We start from the raw sequence: 24,945 nt of genomic DNA, 5'->3' as shown, positions 1-24,945 counted from the left end.
CCAATGGCGGACTTACATCAAAACCTATTTTGGGTTTTCAGCGCCGCAGGCACTGAAAACCCAAAATAGGTTTCATAATTTAGAATTGCTGGAATGAAATATAAAGGGGCGCAACGCGCCCCTTTATATTTCATTCTGTTATTTTTTTGTCCTTGCGTCGTGCGGAGGCTATTTGTTGGGGATCAACTCCTTCAAATGTGGGTGGCAGCCAAACCCGAACTACTAATAGTAGGGCTAGCGCAATTAAAAATGCACAGGTAGCCATGACTTGCTTCCATTCGACCTCTAGCAACCCTTTAACAATCACTTCTCGCAATACCGAAACGATAGTAACTTCTACGGAAACCCCTATGGAAACTCGCTGTTCTTGAAGATAAATAATTAATAGCCGAAATAATTCCACTAAAATGAGGATAAATAAAATATCTGCTGTTATGTCATGAAAGTGCAGAGTGGTTAATAATGATTGAAAAATCTCTTTAAGTTGCAACACCATGACGCAAAACAGTCCAATACAAAGAGAGATCGCGATCGCGTCTTGCACCAGCTCCAAAGTTTTGACAATTCGACTACGCAGAGTTTTGCCATCCCATGAAGTGATTGTCTGATCTTTATCTGAATCAACTAAATGCTGCGTATTTGATTCCACGCCATTCAAAGGAATGGTTGTCTGCTCTTTATCTAAGTCAACTGAATGCGGCATATTTGATTCCCTTGATTAAGAAACTTTGACATAAATTAGCATAGTTTATTCTTATAGAACAATCAGCTTATTATCAGATATTCATATACTGCAGGGCAGATTCACTTATGAGATCAGTTTTTTGGGGAGATTGCGCTCATTGGGGGCTCAATCTCTGAAGCCGTTTAGAATTAAAGAAAGCTTGCGCTTCTCTCGGTTACAGAAATATGGACTTGAAGTTTTATTTAGGTTGTGCGGTTTGGGCTTATAAAGGTTGGGTTGGAGATTTTTATCCTAGGGGTAGTCGCTCAACGGAATTTTTGCAGCTCTATAGCGATCGCCTAGCAACCGTCGAGGTAAATTCAACTTTTTATGTGATCCCCGATCTCCAGACTGTTGAGCGCTGGGCAAAGGATACGCCCGCAAATTTTAAGTTTTGCCCAAAGTTTCCAAAACAGTTAACCCATAATGGTTTGCTATTGCCATATCTGGATCAGGCACTACATTTTTTAGGTTTAATGTCTGGATTTGGCGATCGCTTAGGTGTGCTATTTGTCCAACTGCCACCGAGCTATAGCCCAGTTAATTTTGTTGATTTAGAAAGTTTTCTCAGAGCTTTGCCGACAAAAAACTATCAAATTGCGCTGGAAGTACGTCATGGGGATTGGTTTAAAGCGCCCCATCGCGATCGCCTCAATGTTTTATTGCAAAATCTAGGTATTGGTAGAGTCTTACTCGATTCTCGACCAATATACGATCTACCCTTAGGTGCGGAAATTGATCGCGCATTGTCGATCCCTGTGCAGCAGGAAAGGCGCAAGCCCAATTTACCTTTGCAACCTGTGGTGACAGCACCCTTTAGCATTGTCCGTTTTGTTAGCCATCCAGATCGCGATTTAAATGTTCGTTTTTGGCAAGAATGGATGACCTATTTGCAAGACTGGTTAGCAAATGGAACCCAAATTTATTTTTTTATGCATTGTCCAATCGAAGAGCGATCGCCACACAATGCTAAATATTTTCAGGAAATGTTAGAAAAAGCAAATGTTCCAGTGCCAGCATTGCCTTGGAATGATCTAACTCCGCCACCGCAACAATTAACACTATTTTGATATGCTCACAATTAAATCAGTTTTACGGGTCTTGCTTGCGATATTCATGATTACCGCAGGGACACTTCACTGGGTAACGCCCGATCCATTTGTGAAGATCGTTCCTTCTTTTTTACCTTATCCTTTAGCTTTGGTTTACATTAGTGGCGTATTTGAAATTTTAGGTGGAGTTGGCTTGTTAGTTCCCCCAGTCAGTCAAGCCGCAGCATGGGGATTGATCGCCCTATTCATTGCTGTATTTCCTGCCAATATCAACATGGCAGTTAATCGTATTCAAATGGATGGAATTCCCGACTCAGACTTATTACGATGGGGGCGGTTGCCATTGCAAGCAGTCCTCATCGCTTGGGCTTGGTGGTACACCAAGAAGATTTGAGAAGCGATACTTTGTATCGCTTCTCAAATCTTTTTGTCTCGTACTTAGTGCTTAGCAATAAAAGTGATCAATTATTGGCGATTGCTTAATAATTAGCCCTGTTGGGCAATCAAAAAGTTTTGTAACCTAGTCTGGGCAAAAGTTTCAAGGACATTTAATCAAAAGGCTTGAAAGCTTTTCTCTGTGAGGGTTTCAGCGATTCTAGTCGTTATTATCCAACAGTGCTATTATTTGACTTTGCGATCGCCAATAACCTTTCGGAACTAATCAACGAAGTCAACCATTTTTGCTTGCCTATTTTCGGCTAACAAAAGACAGCTTTAACGGGCGTTTCGATTCGGTATAACGGCTTGCGCGTCAGCGGACGGCAACAATATTTGCATCATAACCGATAGCGTCTATATCCGTTCCGAGTGCACGCGCTTGTTAGATATTGCATGGTTGCTCACAATACCAAATATTCCTTCAAGATATAAAAACCTTAAGCATATCCTCAAGACGATCAAGGCTTGGCAGAGGCTTTGTAACCTTGTTTAGATCGACATTCATAATATCAGCCAATTCTTGTATGCAGCGATTATGAGTTGTTTTCGACGACCGCTTGTGCTTAAGCAGTGAACCCACAACAATTCGGTCTTTTTCCTTGGATGCATCAACAATAGGAATAGTCGAAAGCCAGTCATGATTTGAGACTGAGCAGATTACTACCTTTGTAGCTGCTTGAACTCTTATTGGATCCATAGCCTTAAAGCCATGAATAAGTCTGTGACGCAATGGCTCAATCTCAGCTAGCGCTTTCCAGCCTTTTGCTGACTTCTTAGACCATTGATGAGGGTGCTTCAACCCTAGACCTAATATTACAGATTCAGTCGCTGACATGCTACTGATTCTTTTCTTGGCCAAGACGCTATCAGCATCTTTCAGAAGCCATCCTTTATGGTGAATAACAACTCTTATAAAGCGTGTGCGTAAAGCTTCCCATGCTATCCAACTACTAATAAATGCAGGAATAGTGTATTGTTTGTCATTTAGTGCATGATCATGCAGCAATTTGGATTCGTCAAGCAAATTTTGTATAGCAGATGGATTCATGTATTGAATACTTGCAAGGCAACTATAAAGAAGATTTGGAATCTGTATCACTTTATCTGATCAGGTATTGTTGCCAGCCTCATGGTAAATCTAACTTATGATTCATACGCAAATGCGGCACAAAACATCGATCTAACCTCAAACTACCGCAAAACCCTATATCTATTGAATAAATTTTAAAATCTCGTATTTTAAAATTTATTCCTCATGATTTTACCTATATTAAGCACTTGCTTTTACCAGCAGCGTCACAAATTTTCACAATTTGCATTGCTTACGTCAATTTATTCTCAATATACTACTAAAATCCAGATTAGTTCTGGACTGACTTTACAACGCGCTTAGTTCTTAAATGAAAAATCTAAGTACAGGACAAAAAACCTGAAATGCCCTCCCAGTAACTATTTTAGCTTCCAAGCCTAAAATAGTTACTGGATAAAACTTTTATGCTGATTTAGCGTTCTATTTTTTGATTTTTTATCCTGTGCTTATACTTGAACTACAGCATTTTGCGCTCAAACCTGAATCAATAAACTTGTGAAAAGTGTTACTTAGCGACACTTTTCACAAGTTTATTGATTCGTTTTACTTAATTTAATCAACAGTATCAAATCATGACTCAATCCCAAGCATATTCAAGCGATCGCTATGAAGATTTCATTCAGCCTGTGGATGCCTATAATCGTGATTTGATCGCAAACGTACATCCTCTAGATTGGGTAAATCCTCAACCAGCCGCTATTTACGACTTGGTTGTAATTGGTGCAGGAACGGCGGGATTGGTAGTAGCGGCAGGGGCGGCAGGTTTAGGCTTGGGATTAAAAGTTGCCTTGATTGAGAAAAACTTGATGGGTGGTGATTGCCTAAATGTCGGATGCGTTCCTTCTAAATGTGTAATTCGTTCGTCTCGAGTTGTTGCGGATATGTTTGACTCGGCTCCCTTTGGCATTAATCCACCCAACCATATTGATATTGACTTTGCCGCAGTAATGGAAAGAATGCGCAAAATCCGTGCGGGGATTAGTCACCATGACTCCGCCGAGCGATTTCGCAATCTCGGCGTGGATGTATTTCTTGGTTCAGCAGAATTTATTAATGAGAAGGCGATCGCAGTTAATAATATACAACTACGCTTTAAAAAAGCCGTAATTGCCACAGGTGCAAGGGCTGCCGATCCTCAAATTGCTGGACTGACCGAAGCTGGATATTTAACCAATGAGACTGTATTTTCGTTGACCGATCGCCCTAAAAGATTGGCGGTGATCGGCGGTGGTCCCATTGGTTGTGAATTAGCCCAAGCTTTTTACCGCTTAGGCTGTGAAGTGACATTACTGCATAAAAATCCGCATTTACTCGATCGCGAAGATGCTGACGCAGCGGAAATTGTCCAGCAAAAATTTATCCGCGAGGGATTGAATTTAGTGCTTGATTGTGCGATCGCCAAAGTTGAAAAAACTGACAATGGGAAAGTCATCCATTACAAGCAAAATGGAACTGTAAATCAAATTGAAGTCGATGAAATTCTGGTTGGTGCAGGGCGATCGCCAAATGTGGGATTGAATCTGGAAGCAGTGGGCGTAGACTACGACAAGCGGCGCGGCGTAATCGTGAATGATTATCTCCAGACTACGAACCCACGGATTTTTGCCGCAGGAGATATTTGCATGAATTGGAAATTTACCCATGCCGCTGATGCCGCCGCGAGAATCGTGATTAAAAACACATTATTTGCTCCCTTTGGTTTGGGCAAAAGCAAACTCAGTGATTTGGTAATGCCTTGGGTGACTTATACTGATCCCGAAATCGCCCATGTGGGCTTATATGCCGAAGAAGCGAAAGCGAAAGGTTTAGAAACCAGTGAGATTAAAATTCCTTTCTCTTCCGTCGATCGCGCTATTTATGATGGAGAAACGGAAGGGTTTGTCAAAATCTTGCATCAGCGTGGATCAGATCGGATTCTTGGAGCCACAATTGTGGCACGTCATGCTGGCGAAATGATTAGCGAAATCACTTTAGCGATCGCCACAAAGCAGGGCTTAAATGCACTTTCTGGCGTGATCCATTCCTATCCTACTCAAGCAGATGCGATCAAAAAAGCTGCCGATGCCTATCGTAAAACTTTGCTGACTCCACGCACACAGTCATTTTTAAAGTTGTTAACTAAATTTAGTTAACAACTTTAAAATGATGAATGGCGATGCACAGCACCGCCATTCATGAACTATAAATGATTTGAATGAATACCTTCCCATCACTTTTGAGCGCTTAGTTCTGTCATTTTATACCAATTCACGAAAGTGTGGCTACACTTTCGTGAATTAAAAACCAAACCCTATAAGGGTTTTAAAAACACAAAATGGCGTAGCCATTTTGTGTTTTGGTATTAGATAGCGCTGTTATTGATTTTACGAATGGCTACTACCGCAGGCTTAGGTGGATCATTTGGCTTTAGTGTCGGCCAATTGGAGCCAATGGGCACTTTTCGGGTTTGTATAAACTCTTTGCCATTAGTAGTTCTCATCGCAAATTTACGGGATTCAAATGTCATGTTCTTGCGAGTACCATTGATTTCTCCTGGGTGCTGCACCGATAGAAAAAGTGTCTGCTGATCGCTAGAGAAGAATTGACCTGTGGTTTCGCATTCGATTGGGCCAAATCCAAATAGAAATGCTTTGCCAATATCTGCACCAGAGGTTGGCAAAAACCAAATCGAACTATTGCCATAAAGTCCGCGTAAATCTGATTGACTGACAGGCTTTCCAGATTTGTCTTGCCGACTGGGAATAGCACGGTTGTATTTGTCAGAGGACATATCAGTAACCATCCAAAGATGTCCGCCACGATCGATCGCTAGGTTATCAGGATTCGCAAAACCAAGACCTCCTTCGGTTGGTTCCCCACCTGTCGCAACCATTGACCATTGGAAGTTCATTGCCTCAGGCTGATTGCTTTCTTCATTTAAACGCATGATCCAGCCATATTCGTATACTTTGCCATCTTTACCCTTAAAGATGCGCAAATCTGGACTTCCATCGGTGTCACTGGCAGAACCAGAAGTAAAGGTAATAAATAAAGAGCCATCTGTTGCCACTTCGGTATCTTCAGGTCTTGCTGTACAGGTTGCGCCGACGGCATTAGCTGCATAATGGGCATCGATTAAAATCGCCCCTTGCTTCTCGCGATCGCTGCCACTGTATAGATCTCCCAAGGTTTTGAATTTAGATTTAAATTTCGTAACCTCATCTTCCTTAGTTGCATTAAAAATTCCACCTTCGGGACGTTTAGGGAGAGGCAACATTTTTCCTGCGAGGACATCAATTTTGTGAGGATTGATTGGGGTTAGTGTATTTAGGGCAATCCAGCTACCCGTCCCATCGGCATTAAACTTGGCGGCATAAAGCATTCCCGTTTCTAAAAGCTTAGAATTTGCTTTGTCTTTCGGATCGGTAACAACACCTTTACTTACAAATTTATAGAGATGTCCACCACGGCGATCGCAGCCAGAATAAAATACTAAAGGCTTACCCGCTTCGGCACGAATACCCACGGCTTCATGGCGATAGCGTCCTAACCAAGTATGCTTAGTGCCAAAATCATCAGGATTGGCTGGATTGATCTCCACAATCCAGCCATACTTATTACCCGCTAGCCCAAATACATTAGCAATGCCAACTAGTTCATTGTCGTATTTGGTAAACTTCTTTTTGCTAGGTGAGAAGGAAGTTCCATCGGGCATTACCTCCTCTGGTACAAAATTTTGATAGTTCTCTTCAGCACTAAGCACTGTTCCCCAAGGAGTTGTGCCGCCAGCACAGTTATTGAATGTCCCGATAATGCGATCGCCAAGTTTATCGGTATAGCCTAAACCCTTGGTCTTACGGAAAATCTCTGCTGCTGGCCCCGTAACCTTGAGATAGCGACCATCTTCTAAACCCGATATCCCTGTGACGCGACGGTCGGCTTTGGAATTAGTGCGCTCCCATTTACCATTAGCATCACGCTTTACAGAAATTACGCCAATACCAAGATCAATTAATGCTTCTTTGGAAATTAATTTAATTTGGTTCTTAAGTGGATTATTGTCAGCTAATGACCAAGCATCAATATCTTTGCTACCCATGGCTTTGAGTTGATCGGCAACTTCAGTGAATGGTAAAGACTTGCCGATCACTTTAGTGAAAGCTTGCTCCCAAGGAATGTTGCTAATATACTCAAAATTGACGGTTAGATATCCTTCATTTTCGCTAGTTTCAATCAGCGACAGATAATCATTGTTATAGCCAAATCGTGAGTCTCCAACGGGATCACCCCATGTTGCGATCACATCATAGACAAATCCTTCAGGAAGAACTAGATCGTCAATTACTTCAGCATTTTTGTAAGCCTGACTCTGTTTTGATGGATCAATCATGTCTGTCAGCAAGGGCATTACGCCCTTAATTGGCTTGAAGCTCAGCAGGGAGGATGTTGCCGCAAAAGCCTCACTGCCTTCCTCTGGTTGCATGAAAGGCATCGAAAATTTGAGGATTTGACGATCGCGAGGAGACGCACCAAGTAGCACCGCTCCACTAATGCCACCAATAAAAGTTAGGAAATCTCTGCGGTTAATGGTCATGTTTTAAATAATTTCCTGATGCTATAGCTGTTGCCAAACCTGAAGAGAGAGTTGCGTTGCTTTGCGGTGTAACGCTCTCTTGAGGTTTGGGTTTTATAGTTATAACGTCGTAATATTTTGTCTATGCTCCTAACATTAGCGTCATGAGTTTAAGGCGAGGTAAACTTAAGGTTAGGATCTGCTGCAATCTAAAAAATTTACCCTAATGTCAAAATCATTGAAAAAGCTCAGTTCTAAAGCTTGTGTTTCAATCTATGCGATCTCTATTTCCGTAGGATCTATAGGAATTGTCGATCTTGCGATCGCCCAAAATTCTCTGCCTAAAGCATCAGTGCGTAATGAAGATTGTGAAATCCTGATCGTGGGTGGTGGTGTGGCAGGTACAGCAACTGCTTACGAAGGTCTACTAGCAGGACGCACTGTCTGTATGACTGAAATTACCGATTGGGTAGGTGGACAGATCACTGCTCAAGGTACTTCTGCTTTAGATGAAGCTAAGAAACAGCGCAATCTGTGGTTTTTTCCTCAAGGATATACAGAATTTCGGAAGCGCATTGAACAGAATTATGGAAAGTTGAATGCGGGAGATTGTTGGGTAAGTGTGTCTTGTTTTATCCCCAATACCGCGCAGCAAATACTAGTGGGCATGTTGCAGGAAGCAGCGCAAAAAGGTAATGGTAAGCTGAAATGGTTTCCGAATACCGTGATTAAGAAGTTGGAAATGAGTGCAGACGGAAAACTGATCGATCGCGCGATCGCAATTCAACATAGTCCCGCACCAAATACGCCACCATTAAATACCGAGCCACTTTCACAAATTATTGAAGATGCATATCGCTACGAAAATTCGCCACGCTTACAAAAACAAATTATTCGCTTTGTGCCTTTAGTCAATGACAAGACTCAGATGCAAAAGCGCTCAAGTGATTGGTTTGTAATTGACTCCACCGAAACAGGGGAAATTATTGCCCTAGCTGATGTTCCCTATCGCTTGGGTATCGATCCGCGATCGCATCTCAATCCATCTTCACCTGTAACGACCAATGATGCCTACTGCACTCAAGGTTTTACCTACACCTTTGCAATGGAGCAAACCAAGGAAGCTCAGCCACAGAAGAAGCCTGAATCTTACGATCGCTATTTACCCTATTACGGTTCTGACCCGAAGCCAAATCTCGCCAACTTTGATACGATCTTTACCTATCGACGGATCTGGAGTGCTGAATCAGAAAATCCTAAGAAGAATGCCTTTGGCGTTTCTGCCATGAAAGCAGGTGATATCTCCATGCAGAACTGGGTATGGGGTAATGACTATCGCCCAGGGACTGACAAGGATAATCTCATTTACTCTCAAGCACAATTGCAACGCATGGGTCAACTAGAGCCTAATGGATGGATGGGTGGCTTACGCACAGAAACCCTTAAAAGTGGGGAAGAAATCGCGCTTGGCTTCTATTATTGGCTAGTAGCAGGAACAACGGATTCGCAACAAAAAACTGATTGGAAAAAGCCTTTTCCGAATCACCGTTTACTAACGGGCCTTGACTCGCCAATGGGGACTTTACATGGGTTGTCCAAATATCCGTACATTCGTGAATCAAGGCGGATTATCGGTCGCCCTTCCTATGGCTATCCTGAAGGATTTAGTATGTCGGAAATTGATGTCTCACAGGTCGATTTTAGTACTGAACTTTATCGAAATAAACTTTCAGAATCAACCTACCGCAGCTTATGGAAAGCCTTGTCAGGATTAGACGCAGCTAGCACTATTAGAAATAATACTGATCCAAACAAAATTCCGCGTCGTACCCGTTCGACGATTTATCCTGATGCGATCGGCATTGCTCAATATTATCTAGACTTCCATCCTTGCTTGAGTGAATATCCAGTTGAGAAAGCAGGAAATACCGAACGTGCTGGAGTTCGCAATGGTCACGGGCCAGCATTCCCAGGACAAATTCCATTGCGATCGCTAATTCCTCAAAAAATTGATAATCTGATCGTGTCTGGCAAAAACATCGCCTTTAGCTATATCGTCGCCGCAGGCTATCGCGTCCATTCCTATGAATGGTCTGTTGGAGCCGCCGCAGGTACAACTGCTGATTTTGCTTTGTCTGAAGGAATTCTCCCTTATCAACTAGTTGAGGATTTGCCAATGGTAAGCCCACAACTTATGCAGTTACAGCAAATGTTAGTAAAGAATAATAATGCGATCGCATTTCCCGACACTTCTATTTTTAATCTCAACTGGAGTGATTGGAAGATCTGGTGATTGCTGTAAATTGACGACATGAGATCGCTACAGATTTACTGTCTTATTGATGTTGCGATCTCATACTTCTTAATTTTGCTATTTCTGGCAAACTCAACCCAGTCGCATGGCTAACCGCCGCGTCATCAAGAAGATCAAGCAATTTTGTTGCCATTGCTAGCGTTGCCTCAGTTTTACCTTGCTCCAAGCCTTGCTCTAAACCTTGCTCCAAGCCTTTCTTTTCTCCTTGTTTCAAAGCCTTGATGATTGCGTTACGGTGATCTTGGATAAAGAACTCCTGATGCTCTAACTCATCTAATTCTTCAGGCGAGAGATTGCCTTCTCTCGCAAATTCAAAAGCTTGCCTAATTTCTGGCACAAGATTCATACTCTCTGGCACAACATCTAAATCGATCGCATGTTTGAGGAAATATAACCACTTGTCCGCCATGGTTTCTAGATCAGTGATCGCTTTGTCAAACTTTGGTAACTCAACAAACACCAACTCAAGATCATAAATGGGATAGTCAATCAAAAAATCTTTCTCTTTTAAAATAAACCGAGAAGTCAATTGATTTATTTCGGGAAACATCACAAAATCAGTAATTGTCAGTGCAATCACAGGATTTAGGAGCGAATAGGATTGACCAATACCGAGTTGAATAGAATAGGCTTTTGCAGCATTATAGAGAATTCGCTTTTCAAATCCTTCAATATTTAATACTTGCATTTCGATAATTACGCTTGTGCCATTATCCAGCTTGGCTTTGACATCGAGATAAGTGTCCTTAACACCTCGGATGCGCGGAGTTAAATAAGGATTTAGAATTTCTAATTGCGAAATTTTGCGATCGCCGTTGTAAAGCATCGCATTCAAAAAACTGATCAAGACATCATGGCTTTGTTCAGAGCCAAAGATTTTCTTGAATGCAAAATCAGTTTTTGGACTAATAAATCTCATACTTTCAGGCTAATCTTGCAGAATTTGATTTTAGCAGAAATTTGTTGTGAGCTTGCATATCGATTCATGATTTCAGAATGGACAGCGCGGAGCGCTGTCCATTCTGAAATCATGAATCGATGATTGAAGGAGCAGAGGCTAGATAGTGAGAATATTCTCGGATTGAGTCAATATCTGACGCTTCCCAAAATCTTAAGTCTTGACAATGATGAGCAACTAATAAACCCCAGAGCTTTCCATTAGTTAAAACTGGTGCAACTAGATTTGATCGCACTTGCATACTTCTCAAAAACTCCTGATGACAATCGCTAATAGTCGCCTTCTCAATGTCATCAGTAGCCTTTATACGTCCCTCCAAATAAAGTGTAGCATAATCAACATTGAAGCAATCATCAGCTCCTGTTGAACCAATAATTGAATACTTCTTTTCACTTATAGACTCAAAAGTGACTTGTCCTTTCCATTGTTTGTAAAAATAATATAAAACTACGCGATCAACATCAAGCTGCTCTCTTAACCTATGCAGCGCGTCACTAACAATTTGATCTTGTTGTAACTTATTGGTGATGCGACTTAAAACAGAACTCAAATCGCGATTGACAGGATTCATTATGGCAATAGAAATGGTTAAATCTGTATTTACAGCGCTTTGCGCTCAAACCCGAACCAAGAATTTTTTTAAAAGTGTTGCAAAGCAACACTTTTAAAAAAATTCTTATGGTTCGTTTGATCGATAATTGCTGTAAGACGGGTAAAAAACAAATCAGTGAGTGATCCGATATCAAACAATCATCGATTATTTGATATCGCTATCTTAGTCTAATTATTTAGCCACGAGTCCCAAATTGCCTAAAGAATATCGAGCCACAGGAATAAATCTTAAGGGGATGCCCTTGGGCGAAAACGATCGCCTAATAACCATTCTCACCAAGGAGCATGGCTTGATCAGAGCTGTCGCCGCAGGAGCGCGAAAACATCGCTCGGCAATGGCAGGGCGATCGGGCTTGTTTGTCGTCAATGATTTGCAAATTTCCGTAGGGCGCAATATGGATCGCATTAAAAATGCTGAAGTTTTGCAATCTTTTGTGGGGTTGGGGAAAACTCTAGCTAAGCTTACTGCCGCCCAATATTTATCAGAATTGGCTCTGATGCAAGCATTATCCGCCCAACCTCAAGAAGAGTTGTTTTTATTACTAGTCGAGCATCTCAATCGCATTCAGGATGCTGAAAATCAAAATGTATTAGCGCATTTGAATCATGGGACTTACCATTTGCTTGCGATCGCAGGATTTGCGCCCCAAGTACATAGCTGTTGCATTAGTCAAAGCCCAGTTATAGCAAATCGCGAACAGCAAAAATGGAAAGCAGGTTTTAGTATTGTCGGCGGTGGAGTCATCAACCTTGAAATAACCGATCATCCTAGTGACGGTAATCCGAACGATGACGGTGCTGAATCAAGCATGAGTGAGGCTATGCACAATCGCATCAGTCACTACCTAACAGCCGCTGAACTTCTGGCTATGCAAGAACTTGCGCAAACTGATTTAGCAGATAATATTTTAGAAACGAATACAACAGATTGGCTTGCAGTTGAAAGATTGTTACGAGCCTATGCACAGTATCATTTTGATAGACCAATCCAGTCTTCGGCTCTGATTGATAACTGTTTTTTTAATATATGACCCATTTATTCGATCCACCCACACCCAATCTGCCAGAACCGCCCAAGCCTCATGATGACGTTCTTGCCAGTGCTCCTGAGCCCTCAATAGCTCCAGATTTGACTGCTGATTCTAAATCTGTTCTTCGTAACCCTAACTTTTTGTCACTTTGGACTGGGCAGGTATTTTCGCAGATTGCGGATAAAATCTTTTTAGTACTTGTGATTGCGATCGTTTCTACACAATTTCAGCATGAGGGCGAAACGATTAGCGGTTGGGTCTCCGCAGTCATGGTGTCATTCACAATTCCCGCGATTTTGTTTGGATCGATCGCTGGCGTATATGTGGATCGTTGGAATAAAAAAACAGTTTTAGTTAGCTCTAATATTCTGCGCGGAGTCTTGGTTCTCAGCATCCCCCTGCTACTCTGGGTTACCAAGAATAGTGTGTTACCTTGGGGCGCACCAACTGGCTTTTGGGGCCTACTGTGCATTACTTTTCTGGTCTCCACCTTTACGCAGTTTTTCACCCCTGCCGAACAATCAGCGATTACGCTCGTAGTCGAAAAACCCAAGTTATTGTCGGCAAATTCGCTCTACACAACCACAATCATGGGGGCGCTGATTTTAGGGTTTGCCCTTGGTGAACCACTTTTAGCCCTATCCGATCATCTTTGGCATAACGTCGGTCAAGAAGTTCTGGTTGGTGGTAGTTATTTGGTCGCGGGGATCATTCTGATTTTATTGAAAACAGGCGAAACTAAAGAAGACTTGCACCGCGATAGTTTTCATTTGTGGAATGACATCAAAGATGGTTTGCAATATCTCAAGCAGAAAAAGACTTCCCTTTCGGCACTAATTCAATTAATTTGTACCTTTTCCATTATTGCGGCGCTGACTGTACTAGCAGTACGTTTAGCCGAAGTCATGCCCGAAATAAAATCGGAGCAGTTTGGATTTTTATTAGCAGTAGCGAGTTTGGGGATGGCGATCGGTGCAGGAATTGTTGCAAAACTAGGCGATCGCTGTAGTCGTCAAATGCTTTCTCTAATTGGCTCACTTGGGATGTCAGCATTTTTGGGGATGTTGGCAATTTTTAGCGATCGCTTTGGCTTAGGATTAGTTGCGATCGCTGGTACGGGAATTTTTGCGGGATTATGCGTAATTCCCATGCAGACAGTAATTCAAGAAGAAACACCTGAAGATATGCGCGGTAAGGTCTTTGGATTGCAAAATAATGCCGTGAATATTGCCCTCAGTTTGCCTTTATCAGTAGCAGGAATAGCCGAATCCTATTTTGGATTGCAGAAGGTGATTTTTGCGCTCAGTGCGATCGCGATCGCGACGGGGATTCTCACTTGGTACATTGCCCGTCAATTAGTCGAATCATAAAGAAAGTGTTACTAAGCACCATTTTCTTTATGGATGTGTGATTTGTAACGCAACACAAACAAACAATCAGGTAACATTGCATAGAGTCGGGCTTTGCCTGACTCTATGCAATTAATTACTCCTCACGATGCAACAACTAACACCTAATCCCAGCTTTAGCTTAACGATCCGCGTGCAACTCCTCAACCGCGCAGGAATGCTATCTTCAGTCATTGGCGTTCTAGCTGAAGCGGGAGGGAATCTGGGACAGATTGACCTTATTCAACAGACTCGCAAAATTTCAGTGCGCGATATTACGGTGAATGCTTACAGTACTGAGCATATGGATAAATTGATTGCCGTTGTGAAGGCAGTCCCCGAAATTCGTGTTCTTGAAGTTTACGATCGCACTTTCCAAGTTCATAAAGGTGGCAAGATCCACCTCGAAGCCAAAGTTGCTGTCAAAGGACAAGATGACCTCGCGATGGTCTATACCCCTGGGGTGGGGCGAGTATGTATGGCGATCGCGGAAGATAAGCGCAAGGTTTATGACTACACGATCAAATGCAATACGATCGCTGTAGTTACTGATGGCACGGCTGTTTTGGGACTAGGCGATATTGGCCCTGAAGCAGCCATGCCTGTCATGGAAGGTAAAGCCATGCTTTTCAAACAATTTGCGGGACTAGATGCATTCCCGATTTGTCTGAATACGAAAGATGTCGATGAAATCGTGGAAACCGTAAAACGAATTTCTCCAACATTCGGCGGTATAAACCTTGAAGATATTAGTGCCCCACGCTGTTTTGAAATCGAAAAACGCCTCAAAGAAGAATTAGATATTCCTGTTTATCACGATGACCAACATGGAACTGCTGTCGTTGTCGTTGCCGCGACAATTAATGCCCTTAAGGTTGTCAGCAAACCGATTGATACTGTCCGTATTGTCATGAATGGTGCTGGTGCTTCGGGAATTGCGGTTGCTCGCCTCCTGCGTGAAGCAGGTGTGAAGCGAATTACCATGTGCGACTCTCAAGGCTGCATTAGCAAAGATCGCCCTGATCTGACCGCTGAAAAGCTAGAGTTTGCCAGTGACATGTCTGGATCTCTTGCAGATGTGATCAAGGGAGCCGATATGTTTGTTGGGCTAAGTGTCAAAGGAGCGCTTACCCCTGAAATGGTAAGGAGTATGGCTCCTGCACCGATTGTCTTTGCAATGGCAAATCCTAATCCCGAAATTCAACCAGAACTTGTAGAAAACGATGTTGCTGTCATTGCCACAGGTCGCAGTGACTATGCCAATCAAATCAATAATGTTCTTGCCTTCCCAGGAATTTTCCGTGGAGCGCTTGACGCGAGGGTTACCAAAATCACGACCCAAATGAATTTAGGTGCTGCCCAAGCGATCGCCTCTTTAGTCAGTAGCAGTGATCTTGCGCCTGATTTTATTATTCCTTCTGTATTTGATCCCCGCGTTTCCCATGCTGTAGCCGCCGCAGTACATGCAGTAGCACGCCAGCAAGGGCTAGCCAATGCATAAAGAAAATGGGGTGTTTTGCACGCCATTTTTTAAGTAATTAATTTTGCCTATAGCAATGTAAGGTTTGCTTAGGATATAAAACCCAAATAAGTGAAGGCGGCACGAAGTCCCGCCTTCACTTATTTGGGTTTTGATTTGTCCTAGATATCTCTTACATTGCTATAGCTACTTATGTTTGCATGGCAAGAAATTCATCAACTAAATTTAGAAGCTTTTCAAGTGCCTCATTGAGATTGGTTGACTTGACAGGAAATCCATGAGCGACGCGGTTTCTAATTTCGTTCAAACTGCTTGCTCTCTCAAACTGATGCTCAGAAATACCCAACTGCTCGTGAAGATGGTGGATCATCAAAATCGTAGGTAATCGATCAATAGGAATTAAGGTATGTCTTGCATGTCTTCGCATCAAGATCTCGGCAAATATCCAAAGCGATAGAAAGGCAGCCTCATTTTCTCCAATCGAGATTAATTTGGCAATCCGTTCTTTGCGATGTAGAATTTGTGATCGCGTAAGTTTATGATCCTCAATATCTTCTTCAGCGATCGGTGTTGCATCTTCCCCAGTGACAAGCAAAAATCGCCAGCCATCATGCTCAGCCACATTTTTGGCTAGCTCTCGATAATGAGAAATGGGCAAGTTTGTTGCAACATCTTTTACCTCAACAATAAATCCCTGATTTTCGGATACTTTCACCAGTAAATTGGGAATATATCCATTTAAATCAAATGGAAGCTGCTGAATATGAGGTTGGTTAATGACTTCATATCCTTGGGAGCTATAACATTCAATAACTTTTGTTTTGACCAAACTATTAATACTTGTACTACCTGAACAGAAGTGAAACCCCGATTTCAATGTAGGGGCAATTCATGAATTGTCCCTACATTGTGTCCTTAAGTCCCAAAATGACAACGCCATTTTGGGACTTAAGATTACATGAAATCACGTGGATCGGTGATATGTCCTGTCAAAGCAGAAGCTGCGGCAGTATAGGGCGAAGCAAGATAAATTTGTGCTTGCTTATTACCCATACGTCCAGGGAAATTACGGTTTGTGGTCGAGACACAAACTTCTGCTTCATTGACTCGTCCAAAAGTATCTTGTGGTCCACCCAAGCATCCAGCACAGGATGGAGATGCTGGTTCAATACAACCCGCTTGCAAGAAGATTTCTGAGAGTGTCAAGCCATCGATCTTCAAGCTGAATAGGTCATTGTAAACCTTCTGTGTTGCTGGTACAAGGTAAGTGGGAACCTTGACCTGTTGACCTTTGATCAATTTAGCGGCGTGATAGAAGTCTTCTGTTTTACCGCCAGTGCAGGAGCCGATATATACGCGATCGATCTTCACATCTTGTACTTCGCGAACAAGTGCGCGATTGTCAGGAGAGTGAGGTTTTGCAACTACGGGTTCTAGTTTGGAGACATCGTAATGTTTGACATAGTAATACTCGGCATTAGCGTCGGCGTAGAGCGACTCAAAGGGCTTGTCGGTGCGCGATCGCACATAGTCAAAAGTAGTCTGGTCTGGCGCAATCACGGCATTTTTGCCACCAGCCTCGATCGCCATATTGCAGATCGTCATCCGCTCTTCCATGGTCATTTTGGCGATCGCTTCGCCTTCAATCTGTAAAGCTCGATAGTTTGCGCCACTAACGCCGATATCGCCTATTACTTGCAAAATCAAATCCTTCGCCAACAAATAAGGCGGCATTTCTCCATCAAATACAAACTTCATCGAGGCAGGAACCTTGAGCAATAATTTGCCAGTTCCCAAAACAAAGGCAGCATCGGTATTGCCGATGCCTGTGGCAAATTGTCCAAATGCTCCCGCATTACAAGTATGGGAATCAGTGCCAAATAGCACCTCACCTGGTCGCGTGTGACCTTCTTGCGCAAGAGCAATATGGCAAACACCTTTATAGTCAGGATTCGCTTTAAAGTCTGAAAGATCGGTAATGTCGTAAAAATATTTAATGTCTTGCTCTTTGGCAAATTCTCTCAAAATATCAATATTGCGGTTAGCTCTTGTATCTTTGGTAAAAATATAGTGATCGGGGATCAATACTAATTTTTCTTTGTCCCACACCTTGGCATCTTGACCAAATTCACGCTTAAATACGCCGATCGTACCAGGGCCGCAGACATCATGGGTCATTAGCAGGTCAGCATTCACCCAAATATTTTCGCCTGGGCTAATGTGACTTTTGCCCGACGCTTTTGCCAAAATCTTTTCGGTGAGTGTCATTCCCATAATTGTGATGTCCTTGCGTAGATGTTGATTCCTACTAGTTTTGTAAATTAAATTATAGTCCGAGATCGGAAGTTTTACAGTGCTTGCACTCAAACCCAAACGAAGCCATTTTTTGAAAGTGTTGCAAAGCAACACTTTCAAAAAATGGCTTCGTTTGAGGATCAAATTTAATCTTTACGTAAAATCATGATTATGACGATCGCTATATCATAATTTGTATTGAATTATGTTGATGTTAATTGGGGCGGCTTGCAACAAAAACATCATGATACGGGACTAATACTCAAACTAAGGCTCAAACTAAGGCTCAATAAAATTGAGAGAGGATTTTATGTCCACACCAGAATCAGAACTTCCACAAAAAGCAGGACGGGCTGCTCAAGTTGGCGCAAGTCTTGCCACAGCTAAAATCGCAGGGAATCTTGCGCTAGCCTCTAGTATTACGATCGCCTTACTTGTGGGAATCGTATTTTCACTAGTTACAGCTACCATTTTTATTGTCAATAGTCCCAACCCTATTCTTGGATTTGGCGTTGCCGTCCTAGTCACGATTGTGGTGAATGCGATTATTTTCTTTGTGTCGCCTTGGATCATGGACTTGACTCAAGGCTGGCTCTATCATACTCGCTGGGTAGAAATCGCAGAAATCGAGCGACTCAGTCCCGAATCGGCGCGTGTGATTCAGCGGATCTGTAGTCTTAAGAAGCTGAAGCAGCCTCGCCTCGGCATCATTGATGATAATAATCCAACCGCTTTTACCTATGGCGCTTTGCCAGATAGCGCTCGTCTAGTAGTCAGTGCAGGTTTGTTTAAGTATCTTGACGATGATGAAGCTGCTACTGTTTATGCCCATGAACTGGGTCATATCGTCCATTGGGATTTTGCGGTGATGACTGTGGCTTCGACATTGGTGCAGATCACCTATTTGCTCTATGTCACTATCCGTGAACTCGGCAAAAGAATTAATGATGAACGTGCTGAAAATGCAGCGATGGTAACTGCATTTATCGCCTATGCGTTTTACATCATTGGTACATATATGGTGCTTTACCTATCACGTACTAGAGAATATTTCGCTGACCATTTTGCTGCTGAGCAGACAGGTAATCCTAATGCTCTATCTCGCTCTCTGGTTAAAATTGCCTATGGTATTGTCCAAGAAACTGAGAAGTCTAAAGAACCAAGCCGTTTGATGCAAGGTACTCGCGCTCTGGGTATTTACGATGCCAAAGCTGCGGCTTCCACTGGTACTGCCTATCAAATTTCTTCTTCTCCAGAAAAAGTTGGTCGCCTATTTCTCTGGGATTTATTTAATCCTTGGGCATGGTGGATGGAGTTAAATTCGACTCATCCACTGACGGGTAAGCGAGTTCGTGCTCTCAGTAACTATGCTGAGCAACTGGGCTTAGATATGGAATTTGATATGGGGCATGTTGTTGCCGAAGGTAAACGCCTCGACAAAAAACGTCTCTATGGCACGTTCTATCAAGATGTCCTGCTTTATGGTGCAGAGTTTATTGCGATCGCAGTTGGTTTAGCGATCGGTGCTGCTACATACACAAGTATTGGCATTCTCAAGGCATTTGTGGCAATTCCTCTGTTGTTACTTGGTGCAGTGATGATCTTTAAGCGATCGGTCATGTTTCCAAGTTCCAAGAATGCGCCTGCGAATGATGTGATTACGCTCATGTCTGATGCCTATGCTAGCCCTTTGCGCGGTCAACCTGTGCAATTGGAGGGAACTCTGATCGGTCGTGGTGATGCGGGTTATGTGTTTGGTTCTGACCTGAAGTTGCAGGACAAAACTGGCATGATGTATCTGCTCTATGCTTCGCGTTGGGGCCCCTTGGGGAATTTCTTCTTTGGCATGAAGCGTGTAGAAGGCTTGATCGGAACAGAAACCACAGCAAAAGGTTGGTTCCGTCGCGGTGTTGCGTCTTGGATGGATTTAGAACTTCTATCTACCAAAAATGGCAACAAAGTTTCCAGTCATCCTGCCTTTTGGGGGCTGTTATGGTCAATCGTCTTTTTAGCAATTGGTGCGTTACTATTTTTCGTTAAATAGTTTCTAACCCATATATCTCACAATAAAGAGAGGGCGATCGTCCTCTCTTTATTGCTTAGTATGTTTATCAATTTATCAAATTTCAATAAATCTAAATTTTATAGCTTAGTAACATGCACCCTCCTAACCCACTACCAATACTGACTCTCCAGCAGTTGGACTTGGAGACTACCATAGAGTTTGTTCATAGAATTCTTCAAAGCCCACCAGGTGTTTTTGCAACTACAGGTCAATCTGGCACAGGTAAACTAACAGCTTTATTGGCAGTTGTACAAGAGTTTACCAAGTCAGGATCATCAGTCAAACTTTTTACAGAAGATCTAAATTTCCCTTTTGTACTTCCAGAGAACTGGTCGATTCAGGTTGTTGTACCAACAGAAGCTGCTTGGACTGAGGCAATAGAAAATTCTATTCAAGATTCGTCTATCCCTTTTGTCATTGACATGTTGAACTTGATCAATTACAAAGCAGTCTTTCTTGGTGCTCAACAAAAACGATGGATTTTTACTTGTATTGATACGCCTTATATAGGGATCGATGTTGTCTACAATTTTCGAGACTGGATAGGAATTAATTATTCAGAAATCCTTCAGCAATTTTCTTGCATTTGGTCGCAAACGCTTTTGCCTCTCTTATGTACAAATTGCGCTCAACCAGTTCAAGTTGGAGTTGAAGCAATGAAGTTGTTAGATCCTAATAGTCATCGAACAGAAGAATTATGGAAAGAAGTTGGGTGTGAGCTGTGCGAACAACGTGGGACTAAAACACGAGGTGCTGTCTACGAAATTTTGCAAATCGATGATGAGACAAGACCAATTTTGCAGGATTATTTAGAAAACAACATTATTACCCCTTTACCAAATACTAAACATCAGACAATCCAAGATTGTGCTCGCGCCCTTTTGAGAGAAGGAACTGTTGGTATTGAAACATATAAGAGAGTTATCACACAAAATCCCATACTACGTGTTCAACATCTACTCGAACATGAAAAATATCGCTCAGCCCAAATGCAAGATATGTTTAGCCGCTTTGTCACTAGGCAGGTGGTGGATCGGATTATGCACAGCTCAGATTTTGCCGAGATTGTTGCAGGTGAAAGACGTAAAGTAACTTGTGTATTCTGTGACGTGCGTAACTTCACCTCCTATGCCGAAACTGCTTCTCCTGATGATATTTTTGCACTCCTTAATAGTTATTTTCAGGACATCATTGAAATAGTTTTCCAATATGAAGGCACAATTGATAAGTTTATTGGAGACTCAATTATGCTGGTATTCGGTGCTCCAACCGAACAAATCGATCAGGAAATAAGAGCAGTTAATTGCGCGATCGCTATCCAACGCAAGGTAGCTGAAATAAACGAAATGAGGACTAATTTAGATGTTGTCAATCTCGGTATCGGTATTAATACAGGTGAAGTTATAGCTGGTTGTTTAGGAAGCGAACGTCGAATGGACTATACAGTCCTTGGTGATGTCGTGAATGTGGCAGCGCGTCTTGAAAGTAGAGCTATTGCTAAACAGATATTAATCAGCAAGGAAACTTTTACGGCTGTGCAAGACAAAATCTCCTGTCGTTCTGTTGGTGAGTTATCCTTAAAAGGGAAAGCTGACAAACTATCAGCCTTTGAAGTGGTTTATGAATGATCCAAGCTTGTGTGATTTCAAATGTAGCGAGATATATAGCAAGGTCTGATAATGCCGATCGCAATCCAAGTTATTCTGCTGATTTTTACGACACTTTATCAAGCGATCGCTAGCTACTTAGAAGATAAGCGATCGCCCATTGGTCAACTGATTGATGTTGGTGGATATCGGCTGCATCTTTATACTCTAGGAGAAGCCAAACCAACAATCGTGCTAGATCATAGCTTAGGCGGCGTAGAAGGCTATCTGCTGATAGAGGAATTAGCCAAACTAGGAAAAGTATGTATCTGCGATCGCGCAGGATATGGATGGAGCGACCATAGCCCACATCCTCGCACCAGCGGGCAAATTGTAAAGGAACTAGACCTATTGCTAACTCAAGCCAAAATCGAGCCACCTTACATCTTGGTAGGCGATTCCTTTGGTAGTTACAATGTCCGACTATATGCACACTTGTTTCCTCAAAAAGTTTCGGGTATCGTCCTCACCGATGGACTGCATGAGATTGGGATGCTGAATATGCCGCTCCAATTAAAGGCACTCAAGTTGTTTTTTCTGTCAGGCTTTGTGATGTCTATCTTTGGCTCAGCATTTGGGGTTATTCGATTATTGAGAACATGTAGAGTATTTGAATTAATCAAGCCAGAGTTACGGAATTTTTCTGAAGAATCTCGCGATCGCGTGAAGCATTCTTTTTGTCTTCCCAAACATTGGATAACGATGAGCCGAGAGATTATCAATCTAGACAAAAGTTCAGCTCAAGTGAGTGTCGCTAAACATTTTGGCTCATTACCTATCGTTAGCATTAAAGCCTCCTCCTTCTTTAAGCCTGCATTTTGGACTGCATTTATTCCTTTGCGGAGCATTAATCAATTACGAGATAAAATGCACCTTGAGCTAAGCCAATTATCCACAGATTGTCAGCAAGTTGAGGCAAGTCAAAGTGGTCATTTTGTATGGGTAGACCAGCCAGAGCTACTGATAAATGCTGTAAAAACAGCGATCGATAAAATTGCTGCGCATTAAGCATTCTATGGTTTGGCAAAGCGAATCATTCTTGCTGGCGAAGTAAAACTAATATTATTCTTTTTAATCCATCCTTTCTTTCCGTATGGAAACTCTACCCCAATCCAACCATTATCTGTTTGCGACTGAAAAACAGTAAGAACCTCATGCTTTGACATCATACTGACAATGTTTGATCGCGCATCTGGACGTTCCCGAATTTCTACACAATTGCCTAACGTCCATACGAATCGTCTATTTTTACTCTTCCATAGCTGTTCTGCTCGATTCCATTGTGCAACCACTTCTCCTCTGAAAAACTGCAAATCAAAATTTTCGTTGAGACTTGCTCCAGGTAAATCCGTAACTCCGAGATAAACTGTCTTTACTCCATCTGGCTTGACAAAGAGATACATACTCTCTTGACTGGTGTCATCACCCATGTAAAACAATAGTTCTTTTCGCCCATCGCCATCTAGATCTTTATCCAAAGTTAATTTATGAATCCAGTAACTAGCCAGACTAGTGCCATAGGACTGTTCAAGAATGACCTTACCTGTTTGCTGTCCATCAGCATACAAGGTGTATCTCACAAATTTTCCTGATAATGTCTGACAAGCGTTTGAGTCATATTTGGGAACTAAAACTGGACGAATAAAATAGCTGGCAACAATGCGGTCTGGTTTTCCGTTGTTGTCTATATCTTCGTTAATCACAGTTTCAGATTTTGGCAATTCTAAATTAGTCTTTGTGCTTGCCAAAGCAGGAAGACAACTAATTGATGAAAATCCTAAAATTAAAGCGATTCCAAGACTTTTTATCATTTATCCAATTCCAACTGACTTTCTACAAAGCTGAAGAACAATTAGGGATTAACCCAATATCGAATAGTAAGTTGGGTTGTTTGAGGAGACGAACTAATGTTAACTGATGTTCCTGCCCAGCCCCGCAAGTCACTAATTGGAATATTTTCACCGAAGACATAACGCTTTTTCTGAATTGCCCTTTTTTCGAGAGCTTCAGGAAATTCACGAAAAGGATCTAATCCTGTCTGTGTTTCTTTCCTCCACTCTCGTACAAGACTTGCTGCTTTAGTGAGTGCTTCCGCATGTGTTAATAGAACTCCTCGCTTAGTGGGGAACTCAAAAACAAAAACTTGGACAATATTGGTACAAGCATTCCATGTGAGCTTTCCTATCACGTCTCCAGATAACTTTGCCTGTTTTACCCCTTTAGTTTCTTTTAATGTGCAATTATTCTTTAGTGGAGCACTCACGAGCTCTTGTGTAAATGAGCCTGATAAAACCGCGATCGCAAAAAAACAAGATAGAACCTTAATACTCATATCTATCCTCTACAGCAAAATGTGTATCCGCGATCACCATATCGTCACCCGAAGGCTTAATTACAAAAATGAATTGTTGTATCTAAACTATCACATTCGTTCATGAGCGATCGCCCAAAACATCAACACTCTCAACTCACAAGCGATCTCCTCTCAACAAACCAACAACATCATTTTTGTATCAATATTTTTGCTTGAGCCAGCATCTTCCGATATGGTAGGCAAGCTGATAGATTTATCTTCAGTAGCTGTGTTGTCACGCGCCCAATGGCTGTCAATGGATAAATTACGCATTCTTCCATTTGAAAATGCTCTTGCCATTGATCTTGTCTGGGATGGTAGAGTCTGATAACTTCGCCTGTTTCTACATCAATAGAAGCAATATCACTACCCTTAGCTTGATTGCACAGTGAGCAAGATAAAGCTAGATTTTCTTCTGTGGTTTTGCCTCCATGCTTTTCAGCAATTACATGATCTACTTGATGAGAAACTAAAGTTAAGCTTTCGGGAATTAGGCAATATTCACAACAGTTTTGGGCGCGATCGCTGACTAATTTTCTGAGTTTAGCGGAAATATGGCTTTTACTCATTGAATCGGCTGGAGCTTAATCATGGCTTGAGTCTTAGCAAGGCGCACTAGATGTTCGATAAACTCATAATGCTGCCATAGTAGGCGATCGCTTTCATTAAAACCTTGTGTACGATTTTTTTCTAATAGGTCATCAATTTCTTGCTGTGCGTCTGGCGCGAGGCGTAAATTTAAGACTTCTTGAGGGGAGGGCAGTTTGGCTAAAAAGTGCAATATTTCGGTCAATCCCGAAAAGCCGTTATTGGGATTAGCGTTTATTTCTCGCAATCCTAGAGCTAATATTTGCGGCAGATTATCTTGCACAGTAGCGGCGATATCGTCTGGTATGTCTAGGGTGATTTGCATAGGTTAGCAAGTGATTGTTAATGTTAGCTTTTAG

General features: G+C 42.2%; 21 protein-coding genes. 10 read left to right on the top strand and 11 right to left on the bottom strand.

Going from position 1 to position 24,945, the window contains the following annotated elements:
• Nucleotides 1–130 precede the first annotated feature (130 nt).
• Nucleotides 131–703: a phosphate-starvation-inducible PsiE family protein gene (locus tag PseudUWO311_RS15530; RefSeq protein ID WP_142656156.1), complete on the bottom strand. Its 573-nt coding sequence runs from the start codon at nucleotides 701–703 to the stop codon at nucleotides 131–133.
• 206 nt (nucleotides 704–909) lie between these two features.
• Here PseudUWO311_RS15530 and PseudUWO311_RS15525 point away from each other — a divergent pair, with 206 nt between their 5' ends.
• Together PseudUWO311_RS15525 and PseudUWO311_RS15520 are read left to right on the top strand one after the other, a co-directional pair.
• Nucleotides 910–1,794 (top strand): DUF72 domain-containing protein, encoded by an 885-nt coding sequence (locus PseudUWO311_RS15525; protein WP_223807601.1) that lies wholly within the window; start codon nucleotides 910–912, stop codon nucleotides 1,792–1,794.
• A gap of 1 nt (nucleotide 1,795) precedes the next feature.
• On the top strand, nucleotides 1,796–2,170 hold the full coding sequence (locus tag PseudUWO311_RS15520) for a DoxX family protein (RefSeq protein WP_103667372.1): 375 nt from the start codon (nucleotides 1,796–1,798) through the stop codon (nucleotides 2,168–2,170).
• A gap of 465 nt (nucleotides 2,171–2,635) precedes the next feature.
• Here the strand turns inward: PseudUWO311_RS15520 and PseudUWO311_RS15515 are convergent, their stop codons facing one another.
• Nucleotides 2,636–3,262 (bottom strand): hypothetical protein, encoded by a 627-nt coding sequence (locus PseudUWO311_RS15515; protein ID WP_142656155.1) that lies wholly within the window; start codon nucleotides 3,260–3,262, stop codon nucleotides 2,636–2,638.
• 614 nt (nucleotides 3,263–3,876) lie between these two features.
• On the opposite strand from PseudUWO311_RS15515, the gene PseudUWO311_RS15510 reads away from it, so the two are divergent.
• Nucleotides 3,877–5,436, top strand: a complete 1,560-nt coding sequence (locus PseudUWO311_RS15510; protein WP_142656154.1) for a mercuric reductase — start codon at nucleotides 3,877–3,879, stop codon at nucleotides 5,434–5,436.
• A gap of 209 nt (nucleotides 5,437–5,645) precedes the next feature.
• On the opposite strand, the gene PseudUWO311_RS15505 is transcribed toward PseudUWO311_RS15510, so the two are convergent.
• On the bottom strand, nucleotides 5,646–7,877 hold the full coding sequence (locus PseudUWO311_RS15505; RefSeq protein WP_142656153.1) for a PhoX family protein: 2,232 nt from the start codon (nucleotides 7,875–7,877) through the stop codon (nucleotides 5,646–5,648).
• 205 nt (nucleotides 7,878–8,082) lie between these two features.
• On the opposite strand from PseudUWO311_RS15505, the gene PseudUWO311_RS15500 reads away from it, so the two are divergent.
• Nucleotides 8,083–10,149, top strand: coding sequence for an FAD-dependent oxidoreductase (locus PseudUWO311_RS15500; protein WP_142656152.1), 2,067 nt, complete (start codon nucleotides 8,083–8,085; stop codon nucleotides 10,147–10,149).
• A 43-nt stretch (nucleotides 10,150–10,192) separates the two neighbouring features.
• On the opposite strand, the gene PseudUWO311_RS15495 is transcribed toward PseudUWO311_RS15500, so the two are convergent.
• Nucleotides 10,193–11,089 carry an Rpn family recombination-promoting nuclease/putative transposase gene (locus PseudUWO311_RS15495; RefSeq protein ID WP_142656151.1) on the bottom strand — a complete coding sequence of 299 codons (897 nt, stop codon included), beginning with the start codon at nucleotides 11,087–11,089 and terminating at the stop codon, nucleotides 10,193–10,195.
• A 109-nt stretch (nucleotides 11,090–11,198) separates the two neighbouring features.
• The gene (locus PseudUWO311_RS15490; RefSeq protein ID WP_142656150.1) at nucleotides 11,199–11,699 is read right to left on the bottom strand and encodes a GAF domain-containing protein; all 501 of its coding nucleotides are present in this window, start codon (nucleotides 11,697–11,699) and stop codon (nucleotides 11,199–11,201) included.
• 235 nt (nucleotides 11,700–11,934) lie between these two features.
• On the opposite strand from PseudUWO311_RS15490, the gene recO reads away from it, so the two are divergent.
• The 3 genes from recO (at nucleotide 11,935) to PseudUWO311_RS15475 (ending at nucleotide 15,660) form a co-directional block, all read left to right on the top strand.
• Nucleotides 11,935–12,771 carry a DNA repair protein RecO gene (recO, locus tag PseudUWO311_RS15485; RefSeq protein WP_142656149.1) on the top strand — a complete coding sequence of 279 codons (837 nt, stop codon included), beginning with the start codon at nucleotides 11,935–11,937 and terminating at the stop codon, nucleotides 12,769–12,771.
• A complete protein-coding gene (locus PseudUWO311_RS15480; RefSeq protein WP_142656148.1) occupies nucleotides 12,768–14,141 on the top strand; it encodes an MFS transporter in 1,374 nt (457 codons plus the stop codon). Before recO ends, PseudUWO311_RS15480 begins: the two co-directional genes overlap by 4 nt.
• 127 nt (nucleotides 14,142–14,268) lie before the next feature.
• Nucleotides 14,269–15,660 carry an NAD-dependent malic enzyme gene (locus PseudUWO311_RS15475; protein ID WP_142656147.1) on the top strand — a complete coding sequence of 464 codons (1,392 nt, stop codon included), beginning with the start codon at nucleotides 14,269–14,271 and terminating at the stop codon, nucleotides 15,658–15,660.
• A gap of 169 nt (nucleotides 15,661–15,829) precedes the next feature.
• Here the strand turns inward: PseudUWO311_RS15475 and PseudUWO311_RS15470 are convergent, their stop codons facing one another.
• Nucleotides 15,830–16,468, bottom strand: a complete 639-nt coding sequence (locus tag PseudUWO311_RS15470) for a hypothetical protein (RefSeq protein ID WP_142656146.1) — start codon at nucleotides 16,466–16,468, stop codon at nucleotides 15,830–15,832.
• A gap of 125 nt (nucleotides 16,469–16,593) precedes the next feature.
• Nucleotides 16,594–17,913 carry a 3-isopropylmalate dehydratase large subunit gene (locus PseudUWO311_RS15465; protein WP_142656145.1) on the bottom strand — a complete coding sequence of 440 codons (1,320 nt, stop codon included), beginning with the start codon at nucleotides 17,911–17,913 and terminating at the stop codon, nucleotides 16,594–16,596.
• Between the two features lie 331 nt (nucleotides 17,914–18,244).
• Between PseudUWO311_RS15465 and PseudUWO311_RS15460 the strand changes: the two genes are divergently transcribed.
• The 3 genes from PseudUWO311_RS15460 to PseudUWO311_RS15450 all read left to right on the top strand — a co-directional run bounded on the left by PseudUWO311_RS15460 (nucleotide 18,245) and on the right by PseudUWO311_RS15450 (nucleotide 22,653).
• Nucleotides 18,245–19,978 (top strand): zinc metalloprotease HtpX, encoded by a 1,734-nt coding sequence (locus PseudUWO311_RS15460; RefSeq protein ID WP_142656144.1) that lies wholly within the window; start codon nucleotides 18,245–18,247, stop codon nucleotides 19,976–19,978.
• A gap of 113 nt (nucleotides 19,979–20,091) precedes the next feature.
• Complete coding sequence (locus PseudUWO311_RS15455) at nucleotides 20,092–21,627, top strand: adenylate/guanylate cyclase domain-containing protein (RefSeq protein ID WP_142656143.1); 1,536 nt, start codon at nucleotides 20,092–20,094, stop codon at nucleotides 21,625–21,627.
• Nucleotides 21,628–21,678: 51 nt separating this feature from the next.
• Nucleotides 21,679–22,653, top strand: coding sequence for an alpha/beta hydrolase (locus tag PseudUWO311_RS15450; protein ID WP_142656142.1), 975 nt, complete (start codon nucleotides 21,679–21,681; stop codon nucleotides 22,651–22,653).
• 5 nt (nucleotides 22,654–22,658) lie between these two features.
• Here PseudUWO311_RS15450 and PseudUWO311_RS15445 read toward each other — a convergent pair whose 3' ends face one another.
• From PseudUWO311_RS15445 to PseudUWO311_RS15430, 4 genes are all read right to left on the bottom strand, one after another.
• A complete protein-coding gene (locus PseudUWO311_RS15445) occupies nucleotides 22,659–23,456 on the bottom strand; it encodes an SH3 domain-containing protein (RefSeq protein WP_142656141.1) in 798 nt (265 codons plus the stop codon).
• 41 nt (nucleotides 23,457–23,497) lie between these two features.
• Nucleotides 23,498–23,977 carry a hypothetical protein gene (locus PseudUWO311_RS15440; protein WP_142656140.1) on the bottom strand — a complete coding sequence of 160 codons (480 nt, stop codon included), beginning with the start codon at nucleotides 23,975–23,977 and terminating at the stop codon, nucleotides 23,498–23,500.
• A 170-nt stretch (nucleotides 23,978–24,147) separates the two neighbouring features.
• Nucleotides 24,148–24,567 (bottom strand): HNH endonuclease, encoded by a 420-nt coding sequence (locus PseudUWO311_RS15435; RefSeq protein WP_142656139.1) that lies wholly within the window; start codon nucleotides 24,565–24,567, stop codon nucleotides 24,148–24,150.
• Nucleotides 24,564–24,911 (bottom strand): hypothetical protein, encoded by a 348-nt coding sequence (locus tag PseudUWO311_RS15430; RefSeq protein WP_142656138.1) that lies wholly within the window; start codon nucleotides 24,909–24,911, stop codon nucleotides 24,564–24,566. Before PseudUWO311_RS15430 ends, PseudUWO311_RS15435 begins: the two co-directional genes overlap by 4 nt.
• Between the last annotated feature and the right edge of the window lie 34 nt (nucleotides 24,912–24,945).

It is taken from the genome of Pseudanabaena sp. UWO311, assembly GCF_006937785.1.
GTDB lineage: Bacteria > Cyanobacteriota > Cyanobacteriia > Pseudanabaenales > Pseudanabaenaceae > Pseudanabaena.
This window is presented reverse-complemented; position numbering and strand designations above follow the sequence as displayed.